Consider the following 16270-nt stretch of genomic DNA (forward strand, 5'->3'; position numbering starts at 1 on the left):
TACGCGAGTGAGGACGCTACAAATATAGTCTACAGACGCTGTTTAAACTGGTAGTAGCGACCCTGTTTCGCCAACAGCTCTGCGTGACTACCTTGCTCAATAATGTGTCCGTTGTCCATCACAATTATCCGATCAAAACTCGCCAGTCCGCGCAGGCGATGCGTGACCATCAGGACGGTTTTACCGGTCATGACATTGGCCAGCAAATCAAGGATTTGGCTCTCGGTCGTGGCGTCAAGCCCTTCGGTGGGCTCGTCAAGCAGCATCAGCGGCGCATTGTGCAGCAGCGCGCGCGCAATTGCCAGACGGCGCAGTTCACCGCCGGAGAGCTGACGGCCGCCTTCGCCCAGCCAGCTGTTCAGCCCGTCGTCCTCAAGCAGTTTTTGCAGCCCGACCTGCTCCAGCACGGCGCGAAGCGTATCATCAGTGGCCTCTGGGGCTGCCAGCAGCAGGTTATCGCGCAGGGTGGCGCTAAACAGATGCACGCGCTGCGGAACGACGCTGACGGTTTTGCGCAGGGCTTGCTCGCTATAATCGATCAGCGACGTGTTATTAAAACGAATCTGACCGCGCTGCGGATCCCAGGCGCGGGTCAGCAGCTGCAGCAGCGTCGATTTACCGCAGCCGGTACGGCCGAGGATCGCAATCCGCTGTCCGGCATTAACAGAAAGGGTGATACCCTCCAGCGCGTTCTGTGCCTGTTTGTCATAGCTGAAGGTGACATCGTCAAGCGTCAGCGCAACTTGCTCAGGTACCGCGGTCTGCCCGGCACTGAACGTAACTTCCGGTTCCTGCTCGGCGATCTGGGTGATGCGCAGGGCAGAGGCGATTACCTGACCCAGGTGCTGGAAGGCGCCCGTCACCGGGGCCAGCGCTTCAAATGCGGCCAGCGCACAGAAAACGAAAAGGGCAATAAGAGGACCCGGCTGTGTATTTCCCCCGATATCGCCGGAAGCCAGCCACAGCATGGCAATCACCGCCACACCGCCGATTAGCATCATTAGCGCCTGAGAAAAGGCCGTCAGTTCCGACTGGCGGCGCTGGGCTTCATGCCAGTTTAGCTCCGTACTTTCCATGCGGGCGCGGTAGCGCTTGCTGGCACCAAAAATGGTCAGCTCTGCCTGGCCCTGAAGCCAGGAGGTCAGCTGCTGACGATAGTCCCCACGCAGACGAGTCAGGTTTTCCCCGGTGGATTTCCCGGCGCGGTAAAACAGCGGCGGCAGAACGATAAGCGTTAACAGCATTATCCCGCCCAGCGTCAGCGCAACGGGAACATCCAGAACAGACAGCCCCAGCGTAACCACCACAATCACCACAAACGCGCCCACGATGGGGGAAATTACGCGCAGATAAAGGTGATCCAGCGTGTCGACATCCGCCACCACGCGGTTAAGCAACTCGCCCTGACGAAAACGCGCCAGCCCGGCAGGGGAGAGGGGCAGCAGTTTGCTGAAGGTGTAGATACGCAGGTGCTGCAGCACGCGGAAGGTGGCGTCGTGGCTCACCAGGCGTTCGAAATAGCGTCCGGCAGTACGGGTGATGGCGGTACCGCGAACCCCTGCCGCCGGAAGCATATAGTTGAAGCTGTATAATCCGGCGAACCCCGCGACGGCCGAGGCCGACAGAAACCAGCCAGAAAGCGTGAGCAGGCCAATGCTGGCGAGCAGCGTGACAATCGCCAGCACAATCCCCAGCGTCAGCATCCATTTATGGCGTTTATAGAGCGCAAGATAAGGCAGCAGAGCGCGCATCAGATATCCTCCTGACGGTTCGCCAGCAGGGCGGCAAATGGTCCCTGGGCGGCAACGAGAGAGGCGTAATCGCCTTGCTCAACAATACGACCGTTCTCCATGACCCAGATCTGGTCCCAGTCGGCAATGCCTTCCAGCTGGTGGGTAACCATCAGCGTGGTTTGCTGCCGGGAGGCAGCGTTCAGGGCCTCCATTACGCGCTGCTCGCTGTGGGCATCCAGGCTTGCTGCGGGCTCGTCCAGCAGCATCAGCTGGCATGGGTTAAGCAGCGCTCGGGCAACGGCCACGCGCTGCGCCTGCCCGACCGACAGCCCGGCGGACTGATCGCCGACCACGGTATCCACCCCTTTCGGCAGCAGAGGCAGAAATTCGCTGACCCAGGCGCGGTCGAGAACCGATTGCAGCTCATCTTCACGCGCGTCCGGGCGGGCCAGAAGCACGTTTTCACGCAGCGTAGAAGCCGGGAGCTGCGGGTTTTGTCCTACCCAACTGAGCTGTTTACGCCAGGCGTCAGGCTCGAGGTTGCGCAGTTCGGTTTTGTTGATCCGCAGTGAACCCGTGTAGGCCATAAAACCGGATAGCGCGTTCAGCAGAGAGCTTTTCCCGGAACCGCTGGTGCCGACGAGCACCACGCGTTGTCCGGCAGGTAAGGTAAAGTTCAGCGGACCGGCGAGGACTTTGCCTTCGGGCGACAGAATGGAAAAGTCCTGCGCTTCAATCGTCACCGGATCTTTAGCATTCAGCGTTACGTCACCCCGCTCCGGGTGGGCCAGCGGCGTTTCCAGAAACGTTTTCAGGCTATCGGCGGCGCCAACCGCCTGCGCTTTGGCGTGATAGAAGGTTCCCAGATCGCGAAGCGGCTGGAAAAATTCCGGCGCCAGGATCAGCGCCAGGAAACCGGCAGAAAGGGTCACCGCCGTGCCGTAATGGCCGAAATCCAGCGCGCCGAGGTAAGAGAAGCCGAAGTAGACCGCCACGAGGGCAATCGACAGCGAGGTGAAGAATTCCAGTACGCCGGAAGATAAGAAGGCGAGGCGTAAGACTTCCATGGTGCGCTGACGGAAGTCCTGTGACGCCAGGCGAATATTTTCGGTTTCCGCTTCACCGCGGCCAAAAATGCGCAATGTCTCCATGCCGCGAAGACGATCGAGGAAATGGCCGCTCAGGCGACCCAATGCCAGGAAGTTACGGCGGTTGGCATCCGCTGCCCCCATCCCGACCAGCGCCATAAACAGTGGGATCAGCGGGGCGGTTCCCATCAGAATCAGCGCCGCCATCCAGTTCACCGGGAAGATAGCGATAACGATCAGCAGCGGAACGAAGACGGCAAGGGCCATCTGCGGCAGATAGCGCGCGTAGTAGTCATGCATATCGTCAATCTGCTCAAGGATCAGCGTCGCCCAGCTACCGGCCGGTTTACCCTGGATCCAGGCGGGCCCGGCTTCCTGAAGACGATCGAGCACCTGACGGCGGATCTCGTAACGGATGTGCTGTCCGGCGTGAAAACCGACGCGCTCACGCAGCCATACCACCCAGGCGCGCAGAACAAAAATCAGGATCAGGACAATAAAGGGCAGCAGGAGCGCTTCGCGCGGGATGTTCTCCATGATCATGTGATTAAGAATGCGGGCCAGCAGCCATGCCTGGGCAACAATCAACAGACCGCTAACGAACCCCAAAAGGCGGGAAATCGTAAGCCAGCGGCGGGAAATAACGCTTTGCTGTTTCAGCCAGCGTGTTAACTCTTGTTGACGGGTTTTTTCCATTGCGTACTTTGCAGGTGACGTTATTAGAAGTTGGGCAGCGCAATGTTACAACGGGGAGACAATAAAGGCGACTTATCGCCGCCTTTATTTACGTTTGTTACTGACTTGTAAAGATTATTTACCTTGTTCAGCCAGTCCATCGAGGTAGCGTTCAGCGTCCAGCGCGGCCATACAGCCGGTGCCCGCAGAAGTAATCGCCTGACGATAAATATGGTCCATCACGTCGCCGGCCGCGAACACACCCGGGATGCTGGTCTGGGTCGCATTACCGTGAATGCCGGACTGCACTTTGATGTAGCCGTTTTCCAGCTCCAGCTGACCGTCGAAGATCGCGGTGTTCGGACTGTGACCGATCGCCACAAACAGGCCCGCCACTTCCAGCGTTTCAACGTTATCAGTGTTCTGGGTATCACGGATACGCAGACCGGCAACGCCCATCTGGTCTCCCGTCACCTCTTCCAGGGTACGGTTGGTATGCAGCACGATGTTGCCACTTGCTACTTTATCCATCAGACGTTTGATCAGGATCTTCTCCGCGCGGAAGGTTTCGCGACGGTGGATCAGGTGCACCTCAGAGGCAATGTTTGCCAGATAGAGCGCTTCTTCCACTGCGGTGTTGCCGCCGCCGATGACCGCGACTTTCTGATTACGGTAGAAGAAACCGTCGCAGGTTGCGCAGGCAGAGACGCCGCGGCCTTTGAACGCTTCTTCGGATGGCAGACCGAGGTAACGGGCAGAAGCACCCGTGGCGATGATCAGCGCGTCGCAGGTGTATTCGCCGCTGTCGCCCGTCAGGCGGAACGGACGGTTCTGCAGATCGACCTTATTGATGTGGTCGAACAGAATTTCGGTTTCGAATTTAGCGGCATGCTCGTGCATACGTTCCATCAGCAGCGGCCCGGTCAGGTCGTTCGGGTCCCCTGGCCAGTTTTCCACTTCGGTGGTGGTGGTCAGCTGACCGCCTTTTTCCATACCGGTAATGAGTACCGGGTGCAGGTTAGCGCGTGCAGCATAGACCGCTGCGGTATATCCCGCAGGTCCAGAACCAAGGATTAGCAGCTTACTGTGTTTGGCCGTGCCCATGAGATCCCCATTGTTGTTGGCAGACATTTGGCTGGATTGTAGGGAATTTGTTGCCGTAAAAAAAGAGCGCAGCAATTTTGATATCAATCTGTGTAATAGCCATGGACGATGAATAGCGCGCGATAACCTCACGCTTTCTCGATAAAAGCGGTCGTTTCTAAGGCAATAAAATGAGGATTAATACCCTGCCGTAATGAATATCCGGCATGTTGTACTAAAAAACGATGTTTTGCTTTGACAATCCCCTGCGCTTTTGCGAAAACATTCAAGGAAGAAAAAAAACCGCGTTAACCGTATGCCGCATAGGCATGCACGTAAATGCCATTTTTACCGGGTCAGTGAAATCTACGCATGGCGTGGACAGACGCCATACGTGATGTCGGTGACAGCCTTCGGGCAACGGTCTTCTTACCAACAGAACCCGAATCCGCATCGCGTCTATTACATAATCAGGCGATGTGATGACTAACGGGTACAGGCTCTGAACAGTGATGTGCACAGGGTCCAGGCAGGAGTAGGGAAGGAATACAGAGAGACAATAATAATGGTAGATAGCAAGAAGCGCCCTGGCAAAGATCTCGACCGTATCGATCGTAACATTCTTAATGAATTGCAAAAGGATGGGCGTATTTCCAACGTCGAGCTTTCAAAACGTGTGGGACTTTCCCCGACGCCGTGCCTTGAGCGTGTGCGCCGACTGGAAAGACAGGGTTTCATTCAGGGCTACACTGCTCTGTTGAACCCGCATTATCTGGATGCCTCACTTCTGGTATTTGTTGAGATTACTCTGAATCGTGGTGCGCCGGATGTGTTTGAACAATTCAACGCCGCTGTACAAAAACTTGAAGAAATTCAAGAGTGTCATCTGGTGTCTGGTGATTTCGACTACCTGTTGAAAACCCGAGTGCCTGATATGTCCGCCTACCGTAAGCTGCTGGGGGAAACCCTGCTGCGTCTGCCAGGCGTGAACGACACCCGTACATATGTGGTGATGGAAGAGGTCAAACAGAGCAATCGTCTGGTTATTAAGACGCGCTAACACGGAACAGGTGCAAAATCAGCTTAGTTTGATTACACTCCTGTTAATCCATACAGCAACAGTGCCGGGGAGTCCCGGCGCTGTTGTCCGTTTTAGCAAAAAGGCAGGATATGCCTGATACCTGGAGAGCCTTTTTTGAGCCAGGAATACACTGAAGACAAAGAAGTCACACTATCGAAGCTAAGCAGCGGACGTCGTCTCCTCGAGGCTTTGCTGATTGTTATCGCCCTTTTTGCCGTCTGGCTGATGGCAGCCTTATTCAGTTTCAATCCTTCAGATCCCAGCTGGTCACAAACTGCATGGCATGAGCCTATCCATAATTTAGGCGGTGTCCCCGGTGCCTGGCTGGCGGATACGCTGCTTTTCATTTTCGGTGTGATGGCCTACACCCTCCCCGTTATTATCATTGGCGGCTGCTGGTTTGCGTGGCGTCATCGTCAGAACGATGATTACATCGACTATTTCGCCGTGTCGCTGCGCCTGATTGGCGCGCTGGCGCTGATCCTTACTTCGTGCGGGCTAGCGGCAATCAATGCGGATGATATCTGGTACTTCGCCTCTGGTGGTGTAATCGGCAGCTTACTCAGTTCTGCGCTACAGCCGATGCTGCACAGCAGCGGCGGCACGCTGGCGCTGCTGTGCATTTGGGCGGCCGGGCTAACGCTGTTTACCGGCTGGTCATGGGTGAGCATTGCCGAGAAAATTGGTAGTTTTATCCTCACCATTCTGACCTTCGCCAGCAACCGTACCCGCCGTGACGATACGTGGGTTGATGAAGACGAGTACGAAGATGAAGAGGAAGATGACGCGCCTGTGCAGCGTCGCGAATCTCGTCGTGCGCGTATTCTGCGCGGCGCGCTGGCGCGTCGTCAGCGTGTTGCTGAGAAATTTGCCAACCCGCTAGGTCGTAAAACCGATGCGGCGCTCTTCTCCGGTAAACGCATGGATGAAGACGAGCAGGTGGCGTATCGCGCTGCGGGTGTCGCAGTCGATCCTGACGATGTGCTCTTCTCTGGCAGCCGGGCCACACCCGGGGACTTTGACGAATACGACCCGCTGTTAAACGGTCATTCGGTCACTGAACCGGTTGCGGCAGCCGCAGCCGCGACAACCGCAGCGCAGGCGTATGCCGCGCCTGTCGACGCCGTGATGCCATCCGCGCCGGTTTCGCCGCCGGAATCCGTTATTCAGCAACCTCAGGTTGACTGGCAGACTGCTCCCGGTGTTCACACGCCGGAGCCCGTTATCGCGCCTGAACCAGAGAGCTATGTCCCTGTGCAGCAGGAGCAGTGGCAGCAGCCATATCAGCCGCCGCAGCCTGCGTATGAACCGCAAGATTACCCTCACTTTGAACAGCCTGTGGCCCAACCGTATCAGGAGTATGTGCCTGAACCGGTTGAACCTGTGCAGCCTCATGTAGCGCCGCAGCCTGAACCTGAAATCGTGGAAGAGGTGAAGCCAGCCCGTCCACCGCTGTACTATTTTGAAGAAGTCGAAGAGCGCCGCGCGCGTGAACGCGAACAGTTGGCCGCCTGGTATCAGCCTGTGCCTGAACCGGTGCAGGAGCCGGTGACGAAAGCGCCTTCTGTCCCAGTTCCACCGGTCGACTCGACACCTGTAGTTGCACCCGTAGCGGAAAGCGTGAAGCAGGCTACCGAGGCCGCTGCCGTGGCTGCACCTGTCTTTAGCCTGGCAACAGGGGGCGCGCCACGTCCTCAGGTGAAGGAGGGGATTGGTCCGCAACTGCCTCGTCCTAACCGCGTTCGCGTACCAACCCGTCGTGAACTTGCCTCTTATGGTATCAAGCTGCCTTCCCAGCGCATGGCGGAAGAGAAAGCGCGCGAGCCTGAGTACGAGGATGACGCCGATGAGATGCAGCAGGACGAGCTGGCCCGCCAGTTCGCCGCGCAGCAGAATCAACGCTACGGTGAAGAATATCAGCACGATGAACCTGTGCCTGAAGACGAAGATGACGCTGCAGAAGCGGAATTAGCGCGCCAGTTCGCCGCCACCCAGCAGCAGCGTTATTCCGGTGAACAACCGGCTGGTGCAAATCCGTTCTCACTGTCTGATTTTGAATTCTCGCCGATGAAGGATCTGGTGGATGATGGCCCGAGCGAGCCTTTATTTACCCCGAGCGTGATGCCGGAAGTTGAGCCTGTGCGCCAGCAGCCAGCACCACAGGCCTATGCACAGCCGCAACAACCTGTTCATCAGCCGTATGCGCAGCCGCAGCAGCCCGTTCAGCAGCCATATGCGCAACCGCAACAACCAGTTCAGCAACCGCAGCCGCCGCAGTTCCAGCAGCCTGCGCCTCAGCAGCAAGAGAGCCTGATTCACCCGCTGCTGATGCGTAACGGTGACAGCCGTCCGCTGCAGCGTCCAAGCACGCCGCTGCCTTCTCTGGATCTGTTAACGCCGCCGCCGTCGGAAGTGGAACCCGTCGATACCTTCGCGCTGGAGCAGATGGCGCGTCTGGTGGAAGCCCGTCTGGCCGACTTCCGTATCAAGGCTGACGTGGTGAACTACTCGCCGGGCCCTGTTATCACCCGTTTTGAACTGAACCTGGCGCCAGGCGTTAAAGCCGCGCGTATTTCTAACCTGTCCCGCGACCTGGCGCGTTCCTTGTCGACCGTTGCGGTACGTGTGGTGGAAGTGATACCGGGCAAACCTTACGTTGGTCTTGAGCTGCCGAACAAGAAACGTCAGACCGTCTACCTGCGTGAAGTGCTGGATAACACCAAATTCCGCGATAACCCATCCCCGCTGACCGTGGTGCTGGGTAAAGATATCGCTGGCGATCCGGTGGTGGCAGACCTCGCAAAAATGCCTCACCTGCTGGTCGCGGGTACTACCGGTTCCGGTAAGTCTGTCGGTGTGAACGCCATGATCCTCAGCATGCTCTATAAAGCGCAGCCGGAAGATGTGCGTTTCATCATGATCGACCCGAAAATGCTCGAACTGTCGGTCTATGAAGGTATTCCTCATCTGCTGACCGAAGTGGTCACCGACATGAAAGACGCCGCCAACGCCCTGCGCTGGAGCGTCAATGAGATGGAGCGTCGCTATAAGCTGATGTCGGCGTTGGGCGTACGTAATCTGGCCGGTTATAACGAGAAAATCGCCCAGGCTGTGCGTATGGGACGTCCGATCCCGGATCCTTACTGGAAGCCGGGTGACAGCATGGATGCCCAGCATCCGGTGCTGGAAAAACTGCCTTATATCGTCGTGCTGGTCGATGAATTCGCTGACCTGATGATGACCGTTGGTAAGAAAGTGGAAGAGTTGATTGCCCGTCTGGCGCAGAAAGCGCGTGCGGCTGGTATTCACCTTGTGCTGGCGACCCAGCGTCCTTCCGTGGACGTTATCACTGGTCTTATCAAAGCGAACATTCCGACGCGTATCGCCTTTACCGTATCAAGTAAAATTGATTCCCGTACCATTCTTGATCAGGGCGGCGCAGAGTCGCTGCTGGGAATGGGGGACATGCTCTATTCCGGCCCGAACTCCACTTCTCCGGTGCGTGTTCACGGTGCGTTTGTCCGCGACGAGGAAGTTCACGCTGTCGTGCAGGACTGGAAAGCGCGCGGTCGTCCACAATATATTGACGGCATTACCAGCGATACGGAAAGCGAAGGCGGCGGCGGTGGCTTCGACGGTGGTGAAGAGCTGGATCCGCTATTCGATCAGGCGGTTAACTTCGTTACCGAAAAACGCAAAGCGTCCATCTCAGGCGTGCAGCGTCAATTCCGCATCGGCTATAACCGCGCAGCGCGTATCATCGAGCAGATGGAAGCGCAGGGCATTGTGAGCGAGCAGGGGCATAACGGTAACCGCGAGGTGCTGGCGCCGCCGCCGTTTGATTAACCTTCAGCGTATGCAAAGAAGGGTAAATCAGCCAAAATTAAGCATTTTCTTCTGTCGCCTGCCTTCGGGCAGGTCCAGAATAGAAGACGGAAATCCCATATCGGGAAGACGTATTTTAAGGAATAACAATGAAAAAAATCGCCATCGCCTGTGCATTACTCACCAGTTTTGTTGCCAGCAGCGTCTGGGCTGATGCAGCCAGCGACCTTAAAAGCCGACTGGATAAAGTAAGCAGCTTCCACGCCAGCTTCACGCAAAAAGTGACGGACGGCAGCGGCAACGCGGTGCAGGAAGGCCAGGGAGATTTGTGGGTAAAACGCCCAAATCTGTTCAACTGGCACATGACCCAGCCGGATGAGAGCATCCTGGTGTCTGACGGTAAAACCTTATGGTTCTACAACCCGTTCGTTGAGCAGGCTACTGCGACCTGGCTGAAAGATGCCACCAGCAATACGCCGTTTATGCTGATTGCCCGTAACCAGGCCAGCGACTGGCAGCAGTACAATATTAAACAGACGGGTGACGAGTTTGTCCTGACGCCGAAAGGCAGCAACGGCAACCTGAAGCAGTTCACCATTAACGTGAGCACCAACGGTACCATTAATCAGTTCGGCGCGGTTGAGCAGGACGATCAGCGCAGCAGCTACCAGCTTAAATCTCAGCAGAACGGTGCCGTTGATGCATCGAAATTCACCTTTACCCCGCCGAAGGGCGTGACGGTGGACGACCAACGCAATAAGTAAGAGGCGTGAGTGGGCAATCTGTCGCTCGATTTTTCAGATAACGCGTTTCAACCTCTGGCCGCCCGTATGCGGCCAGAAAATTTAGCGCAGTACATCGGCCAGCAGCACCTGCTGGCTGCCGGTAAGCCATTGCCACGCGCCATTGAGGCCGGGCATCTTCACTCCATGATTCTCTGGGGGCCCCCTGGCACCGGCAAGACCACGCTTGCAGAAGTGATCGCCCGCTATGCCAACGCGGACGTTGAACGCATCTCGGCGGTGACCTCCGGCGTGAAGGAGATCCGTGAGGCGATCGAGCGTGCGCGGCAGAACCGCAATGCCGGGCGGCGCACCATCCTCTTCGTGGACGAAGTCCACCGCTTCAACAAAAGCCAGCAGGATGCCTTCCTGCCGCATATTGAAGACGGCACGATCTTCTTCATCGGCGCGACCACCGAGAATCCGTCGTTTGAACTGAACTCGGCGCTACTCTCCCGCGCGCGCGTTTATCTGCTCAAATCGCTGACTACCGAGGATATTGAAAAGGTTCTCACCCAGGCGATGGACGACAAAGCGCGCGGCTACGGCGGGCAGGATATCGTTCTGCCCGACGACACGCGTCGTGCGATCGCGGAGCTGGTCAACGGCGATGCGCGTCGGGCGCTGAATACGCTGGAAATGATGGCCGATATGGCCGAAGTCGACGATGCCGGGAAGCGGGTGCTTAAACCGGAATTGCTCACCGAAATTGCCGGGGAACGCAGCGCCCGTTTCGACAATAAAGGCGACCGTTTTTACGACCTGATCTCGGCGCTGCATAAGTCGGTACGCGGCAGCGCGCCGGATGCGGCGCTTTACTGGTACGCGCGCATTATCACTGCGGGCGGCGATCCGCTATATGTCGCGCGCCGCTGTCTGGCGATTGCGTCTGAAGATGTTGGCAATGCCGATCCTCGCGCTATGCAGGTTGCGCTGTCGGCCTGGGACTGCTTCACCCGCGTTGGACCAGCGGAGGGCGAACGTGCCATCGCGCAGGCGATTGTTTATCTGGCCTGCGCGCCGAAAAGCAACGCGGTTTATACCGCGTTTAAAGCGGCGATGTCGGATGCGCGTGAACGTCCGGACTACGATGTTCCGGTTCATTTGCGTAATGCACCGACCAAACTGATGAAAGAGATGGGGTATGGGCAGGAGTACCGCTACGCTCATGATGAACCCAATGCCTACGCCGCAGGGGAGGAATATTTCCCGCAGGAGATGGCACAAACGCGCTATTATCGCCCCACAAACAGAGGTCTTGAAGGCAAGATTGGTGAAAAGCTCACCTGGCTCGCCGGACAGGATCAAAATAGCCCTATAAAACGCTACCGTTAGTTCAATCGTTGCGGTAATGTTGGCGTAGTATCCTTGTGGCCGCAGGCTGTGGTCACATTTTCCTATTTTAATTCGATAAGCACAGGATAAGCATGCTCGATCCCAATCTGCTGCGTAATGAGCCAGACGCAGTCGCTGAAAAACTGGCACGCCGGGGCTTTAAGCTGGATGTAGATAAGCTACGCGCTCTTGAAGAGCGTCGTAAAGTACTGCAGGTACAAACTGAAAATCTGCAGGCAGAGCGTAACTCTCGATCGAAATCCATCGGCCAGGCGAAAGCGCGCGGGGAAGATATTGAGCCATTACGCCTGGAAGTGAACAAACTGGGCGAAGAACTGGATCAGGCGAAAGCTGAGCTGGACGTTCTTCAGGCCGAGATTCGTGATATTGCCCTGGCTATCCCGAATATTCCTGACGACAGCGTGCCTGTCGGCAAAGATGAAAACGACAACGTTGAAGTGAAGCGCTGGGGTACGCCTCGTGAGTTTGACTTCGAAGTACGCGATCACGTGACGCTGGGCGAAATGCACGCGGGCCTGGACTTTGCGGCAGCGGTTAAGCTGACAGGTTCTCGCTTCGTGGTGATGAAAGGCCAGATTGCCCATCTGCACCGCGCGCTGGCGCAGTTCATGCTGGATCTGCACACAGAGCAGCATGGCTACAGCGAAACCTACGTGCCGTATCTGGTCAACCACGATACGCTGTACGGTACGGGCCAGCTGCCGAAATTTGCCGGCGACCTGTTCCATACCCGCCCGCTGGACGAAGAAGCAGACAGCAGCAACTACGCGCTGATCCCAACCGCGGAAGTGCCGCTGACTAACCTCGTGCGTGATGAGATCATCGACGAAGACGATCTGCCGATCAAACTGACGGCACATTCACCGTGCTTCCGTTCTGAAGCCGGTTCTTACGGTCGCGACACGCGCGGTCTGATCCGTATGCACCAGTTCGACAAAGTTGAGATGGTGCAGATCGTTCGTCCAGAAGAATCCATGGACGCGCTGGAAGAGATGACCGGCCACGCGGAGAAGGTGCTGGAGCTGCTGGGTCTGCCGTACCGTCGTATGGCTCTGTGTACCGGTGATATGGGCTTTGGCGCCTGCAAAACCTTCGATCTGGAAGTGTGGGTGCCTGCGCAGAACACCTACCGTGAAATCTCCTCCTGCTCTAACGTCTGGGATTTCCAGGCGCGCCGCATGCAGGCACGCTGCCGCAGCAAATCTGACAAGAAAACCCGTCTGGTACATACCCTGAACGGTTCTGGTCTGGCTGTGGGTCGTACCCTGGTTGCCGTGCTGGAAAACTATCAGCAGGCAGACGGTCGTATCGAGATCCCTGAAGTGCTGCGTCCATACATGAAAGGCCAGCAGTACATCGGTTAATATTTGTCTCAAAACAAAAAAGCGCCTCAGGGCGCTTTTTTTATGCTTATGAATTGATACGACGCAATACCCCCTCCCTCTAAAGTAGTAATACTCCTCCGAATGAAAGTCAGCATAAAACGCTGATAACGAAAATATTCGTTATATATAAAACTACATAGCGGTTTGCGCCGCCTCTCTTTTCTTTGTGAGCAACCAAAGTGAGTCTCTATGAAAATCAACGCGCCTGAAGCATTAATGGCTGCCGAGGTCACTCGCCGTGGTTTGATGAAAACCACGGCCATAGGCGGCCTGGCCGTAGCCAGCAGTGCCTTCACGCTCCCCTTTACCCGACTGGCGTCGGCGGCTGATGCTCTGTCTCCGGCCACTTCCCCGGAAAAAGTGGTGTGGAGTGCCTGTACCGTCAACTGCGGTAGCCGTTGTCCGCTGCGTATGCATGTGGTGGATGGTGAAATTAAATATGTCGAAACCGACAATACCGGGGACGATAACTACGAAGGGTTACATCAGGTCCGTGCCTGCCTGCGCGGTCGCTCCATGCGTCGTCGCGTCTATAATCCTGACCGCCTGAAATACCCGATGAAGCGCGTCGGTAAGCGTGGGGAAGGGAAGTTCGAGCGGATTAGCTGGGATGAAGCCTACGATATCATTGCCACTAACATGCAGCGTTTGATTAAAGAGTACGGCAACGAATCCATCTACCTGAACTACGGTACCGGGACGCTTGGCGGCACGCTGACCCGTTCCTGGCCACCGGGTAAAACGCTGGTGGCGCGCCTGATGAACTGCTGCGGCGGTTATCTCAATCACTATGGTGACTACTCATCGGCGCAGATTGCTGCTGGCCTGAACTACACCTATGGCGGCTGGGCGGACGGAAACAGCCCGTCTGATATCGAAAATAGTAAGCTGGTGGTGCTGTTCGGCAATAACCCGGGTGAAACCCGCATGAGCGGCGGTGGGGTAACCTACTACCTCGAACAGGCCCGCGCCAAATCCAATGCCCGCATGATCATCATCGACCCACGCTACACCGACACCGGCGCCGGACGTGAAGACGAGTGGATTCCCATTCGTCCGGGGACCGACGCGGCGCTGGTCTCCGCCCTGGCGTGGGTGATGATCACTGAGAATCTTGTCGATCAGCCTTTCCTGGATAAATACTGCGTCGGCTATGACGAGAAAACTCTGCCAGCCAGCGCGCCGGCAAACGGTCACTACAAGGCGTATATTCTCGGACAGGGCAGCGACGGCGTGGCGAAAACGCCGGAGTGGGCGTCCACCATCACCGGCATCCCGGCTGAGCGTATCGTTCAGCTGGCGCGTGAAATTGGTTCAGCCAAACCGGCCTATATCAGCCAGGGCTGGGGTCCGCAGCGTCATGCGAACGGCGAAATCGCGACCCGTGCCATCTCCATGCTCTCCATTCTGACCGGCAACGTCGGCATTCACGGCGGTAACACCGGCGCGCGTGAAGGTTCATATGAAGTGCCGTTCGAACGTATGCCGACGCTGGATAACCCGGTTCAGACCAGCATCTCCATGTTTATGTGGACCGATGCGATTGAACGCGGCCCGGAAATGACCGCCCTGCGCGACGGCGTGCGCGGCAAGGACAAGCTGGACGTGCCGATCAAGATGATCTGGAACTATGCCGGTAACTGTCTCATCAACCAACACTCCGAAATCAACCGTACCCATGAAATCCTGCAGGATGATAAGAAGTGCGAGATGATTGTGGTGATCGACTGCCACATGACCTCCTCGGCGAAATATGCCGATATCCTGCTGCCGGACTGCACCGCCTCTGAGCAGATGGATTTCGCACTGGACGCCTCCTGCGGCAACATGTCCTACGTGATCTTCACCGATCAGGCGATCAAACCGCGCTTCGAGTGCAAAACCATTTATGAGATGACCTCTGAGCTGGCGAAACGTCTTGGCGTTGAGCAGCAGTTTACCGAGGGACGTACACAGGAAGGGTGGATGCGCCATCTGCATGAACTCTCCCGTAAGGCGGTCCCTGACCTGCCTGATTTCGATACCTTCCGTAAGCAGGGTATGTACAAACAGCGCGATCCGGAAGGGCACCACGTGGCGTACAAAGCGTTCCGTGAAGATCCGCAGGCGAATCCGCTGACCACGCCGTCGGGCAAAATCGAAATCTACTCCGAAGAGCTGGCAAAAATCGCGTCGACCTGGGAGCTGCCGGAAGGGGATGTTATCGATCCGCTGCCGATCTACACGCCGGGTTTCGAAAACTACAACGATCCGCTGACGGCGAAATTCCCGCTGCAGCTGACCGGTTTCCACTACAAAGCGCGCGTGCACTCCACCTACGGTAACGTCGACGTACTCAAGGCTGCCTGCCGTCAGGAGATGTGGATCAACCCGATGGATGCCAAAGCGCGAGGCATCAGCAATGGCGATCGCGTGCGTATCTTCAACGGTCGCGGCGAGGTGCACATTGAAGCTAAGGTGACGCCGCGCATGATGCCAGGCGTAGTGGCGCTGGGAGAAGGGGCCTGGTACAGCCCTGATGCCAACCGCATCGACCAGGCGGGCAGTATTAACGTACTGACCACGCAGCGTCCGTCGCCGCTGGCGAAGGGCAACCCATCCCACACAAACCTTGTCCAGGTTGAAAAGGTTTAAGGAGTAGCCGATGACAACCCAGTATGGATTTTTTATTGATTCCAGCCGTTGCACCGGGTGCAAAACCTGCGAGCTGGCCTGTAAAGATTACAAAGACCTGACTCCTGACGTCAGCTTCCGCCGCATCTACGAATACGCCGGGGGCGACTGGCAGGAAGATAACGGCGTCTGGCATCAGAACGTCTTTGCCTATTACCTGTCGATTGCCTGCAACCACTGTGAAGATCCGGCCTGCACCAAGGTCTGCCCGAGCGGGGCAATGCACAAGCGTGAAGACGGCTTTGTGGTGGTGGATGAAGATGTCTGTATCGGCTGCCGGTACTGCCACATGGCGTGCCCGTACGGTGCGCCGCAGTACAACGCCGCCAAAGGTCATATGACCAAATGCGACGGTTGCCACACCCGCGTGGCGGATGGCAAAAAGCCGATTTGCGTTGAGTCCTGCCCGCTGCGCGCGCTGGACTTCGGCCCGATTGAAGAGCTGCGTCAAAAACACGGTCAGCTTGCCGCAGTGGCACCGCTGCCGTCTGCGCACTTCACGAAGCCGAGCATTGTGATTAAACCTAACGCCAACAGCCGTCCTACAGGTGACACTACCGGCTACCTGGCAAATCCGAAGGAGGTGTGA

10 protein-coding genes are annotated in these 16270 nt (G+C 56.9%); 7 read left to right on the forward strand and 3 right to left on the reverse strand.

The window, feature by feature from the left end; all coding sequences use genetic code 11:
• Positions 1–29 precede the first annotated feature (29 nt).
• From cydC to trxB, 3 genes are all read right to left on the reverse strand, one after another.
• Entirely contained in the window at positions 30–1751 is a 1722-nt protein-coding gene (cydC, locus tag FOY93_RS07535) for a heme ABC transporter ATP-binding protein/permease CydC (RefSeq protein WP_143344885.1), read from the reverse strand.
• The gene (cydD, locus tag FOY93_RS07540) at positions 1751–3517 is read right to left on the reverse strand and encodes a heme ABC transporter permease/ATP-binding protein CydD (RefSeq protein WP_143344886.1); all 1767 of its coding nucleotides are present in this window, start codon (positions 3515–3517) and stop codon (positions 1751–1753) included. The genes cydC and cydD overlap by 1 nt, the downstream gene beginning before the upstream one ends.
• A 114-nt stretch (positions 3518–3631) precedes the next feature.
• Positions 3632–4600 carry a thioredoxin-disulfide reductase gene (gene trxB, locus FOY93_RS07545; RefSeq protein ID WP_032638969.1) on the reverse strand — a complete coding sequence of 323 codons (969 nt, stop codon included), beginning with the start codon at positions 4598–4600 and terminating at the stop codon, positions 3632–3634.
• Positions 4601–5144: 544 nt separating this feature from the next.
• Here trxB and lrp point away from each other — a divergent pair.
• The 7 genes from lrp (at position 5145) to FOY93_RS07580 (ending at position 16270) form a co-directional block, all read left to right on the forward strand.
• On the forward strand, positions 5145–5639 hold the full coding sequence (lrp, locus tag FOY93_RS07550) for a leucine-responsive transcriptional regulator Lrp (RefSeq protein WP_000228469.1): 495 nt from the start codon (positions 5145–5147) through the stop codon (positions 5637–5639).
• 135 nt (positions 5640–5774) lie between these two features.
• A complete protein-coding gene (gene ftsK / locus FOY93_RS07555) occupies positions 5775–9506 on the forward strand; it encodes a DNA translocase FtsK (RefSeq protein WP_143344887.1) in 3732 nt (1243 codons plus the stop codon).
• 128 nt (positions 9507–9634) lie between these two features.
• The gene (gene lolA / locus FOY93_RS07560; RefSeq protein ID WP_021240884.1) at positions 9635–10249 is read left to right on the forward strand and encodes an outer membrane lipoprotein periplasmic chaperone LolA; all 615 of its coding nucleotides are present in this window, start codon (positions 9635–9637) and stop codon (positions 10247–10249) included.
• Between the two features lie 9 nt (positions 10250–10258).
• Entirely contained in the window at positions 10259–11602 is a 1344-nt protein-coding gene (rarA, locus tag FOY93_RS07565) for a replication-associated recombination protein RarA (RefSeq protein WP_111963921.1), read from the forward strand.
• A 92-nt stretch (positions 11603–11694) separates the two neighbouring features.
• On the forward strand, positions 11695–12987 hold the full coding sequence (serS, locus tag FOY93_RS07570) for a serine--tRNA ligase (RefSeq protein ID WP_008499983.1): 1293 nt from the start codon (positions 11695–11697) through the stop codon (positions 12985–12987).
• Positions 12988–13197: 210 nt separating this feature from the next.
• Complete coding sequence (gene dmsA, locus FOY93_RS07575; RefSeq protein ID WP_143344888.1) at positions 13198–15642, forward strand: dimethylsulfoxide reductase subunit A; 2445 nt, start codon at positions 13198–13200, stop codon at positions 15640–15642.
• 10 nt (positions 15643–15652) lie between these two features.
• Positions 15653–16270 carry a DMSO/selenate family reductase complex B subunit gene (locus tag FOY93_RS07580; RefSeq protein WP_021240882.1) on the forward strand — a complete coding sequence of 206 codons (618 nt, stop codon included), beginning with the start codon at positions 15653–15655 and terminating at the stop codon, positions 16268–16270.

The sequence above is a fragment of the Enterobacter sp. 18A13 genome (assembly GCF_007035975.1).
Classification (GTDB): Bacteria; Pseudomonadota; Gammaproteobacteria; order Enterobacterales; family Enterobacteriaceae; genus Enterobacter; species Enterobacter vonholyi.

What these genes read in the sequence shown, in the direction of transcription:
- cydC (WP_143344885.1), bottom strand. Translation starts at nt 1,751, where the DNA reads ATGCGCGCTCTGCTGCCTTATCTTGCGCTCTATAAACGCCATAAATGG.
- cydD (WP_143344886.1), bottom strand. Translation starts at nt 3,517, where the DNA reads ATGGAAAAAACCCGTCAACAAGAGTTAACACGCTGGCTGAAACAGCAA.
- trxB (WP_032638969.1), bottom strand. Translation starts at nt 4,600, where the DNA reads ATGGGCACGGCCAAACACAGTAAGCTGCTAATCCTTGGTTCTGGACCT.
- lrp (WP_000228469.1), top strand. Translation starts at nt 5,145, where the DNA reads ATGGTAGATAGCAAGAAGCGCCCTGGCAAAGATCTCGACCGTATCGAT.
- lolA (WP_021240884.1), top strand. Translation starts at nt 9,635, where the DNA reads ATGAAAAAAATCGCCATCGCCTGTGCATTACTCACCAGTTTTGTTGCC.
- serS (WP_008499983.1), top strand. Translation starts at nt 11,695, where the DNA reads ATGCTCGATCCCAATCTGCTGCGTAATGAGCCAGACGCAGTCGCTGAA.
- dmsA (WP_143344888.1), top strand. Translation starts at nt 13,198, where the DNA reads ATGAAAATCAACGCGCCTGAAGCATTAATGGCTGCCGAGGTCACTCGC.
- FOY93_RS07580 (WP_021240882.1), top strand. Translation starts at nt 15,653, where the DNA reads ATGACAACCCAGTATGGATTTTTTATTGATTCCAGCCGTTGCACCGGG.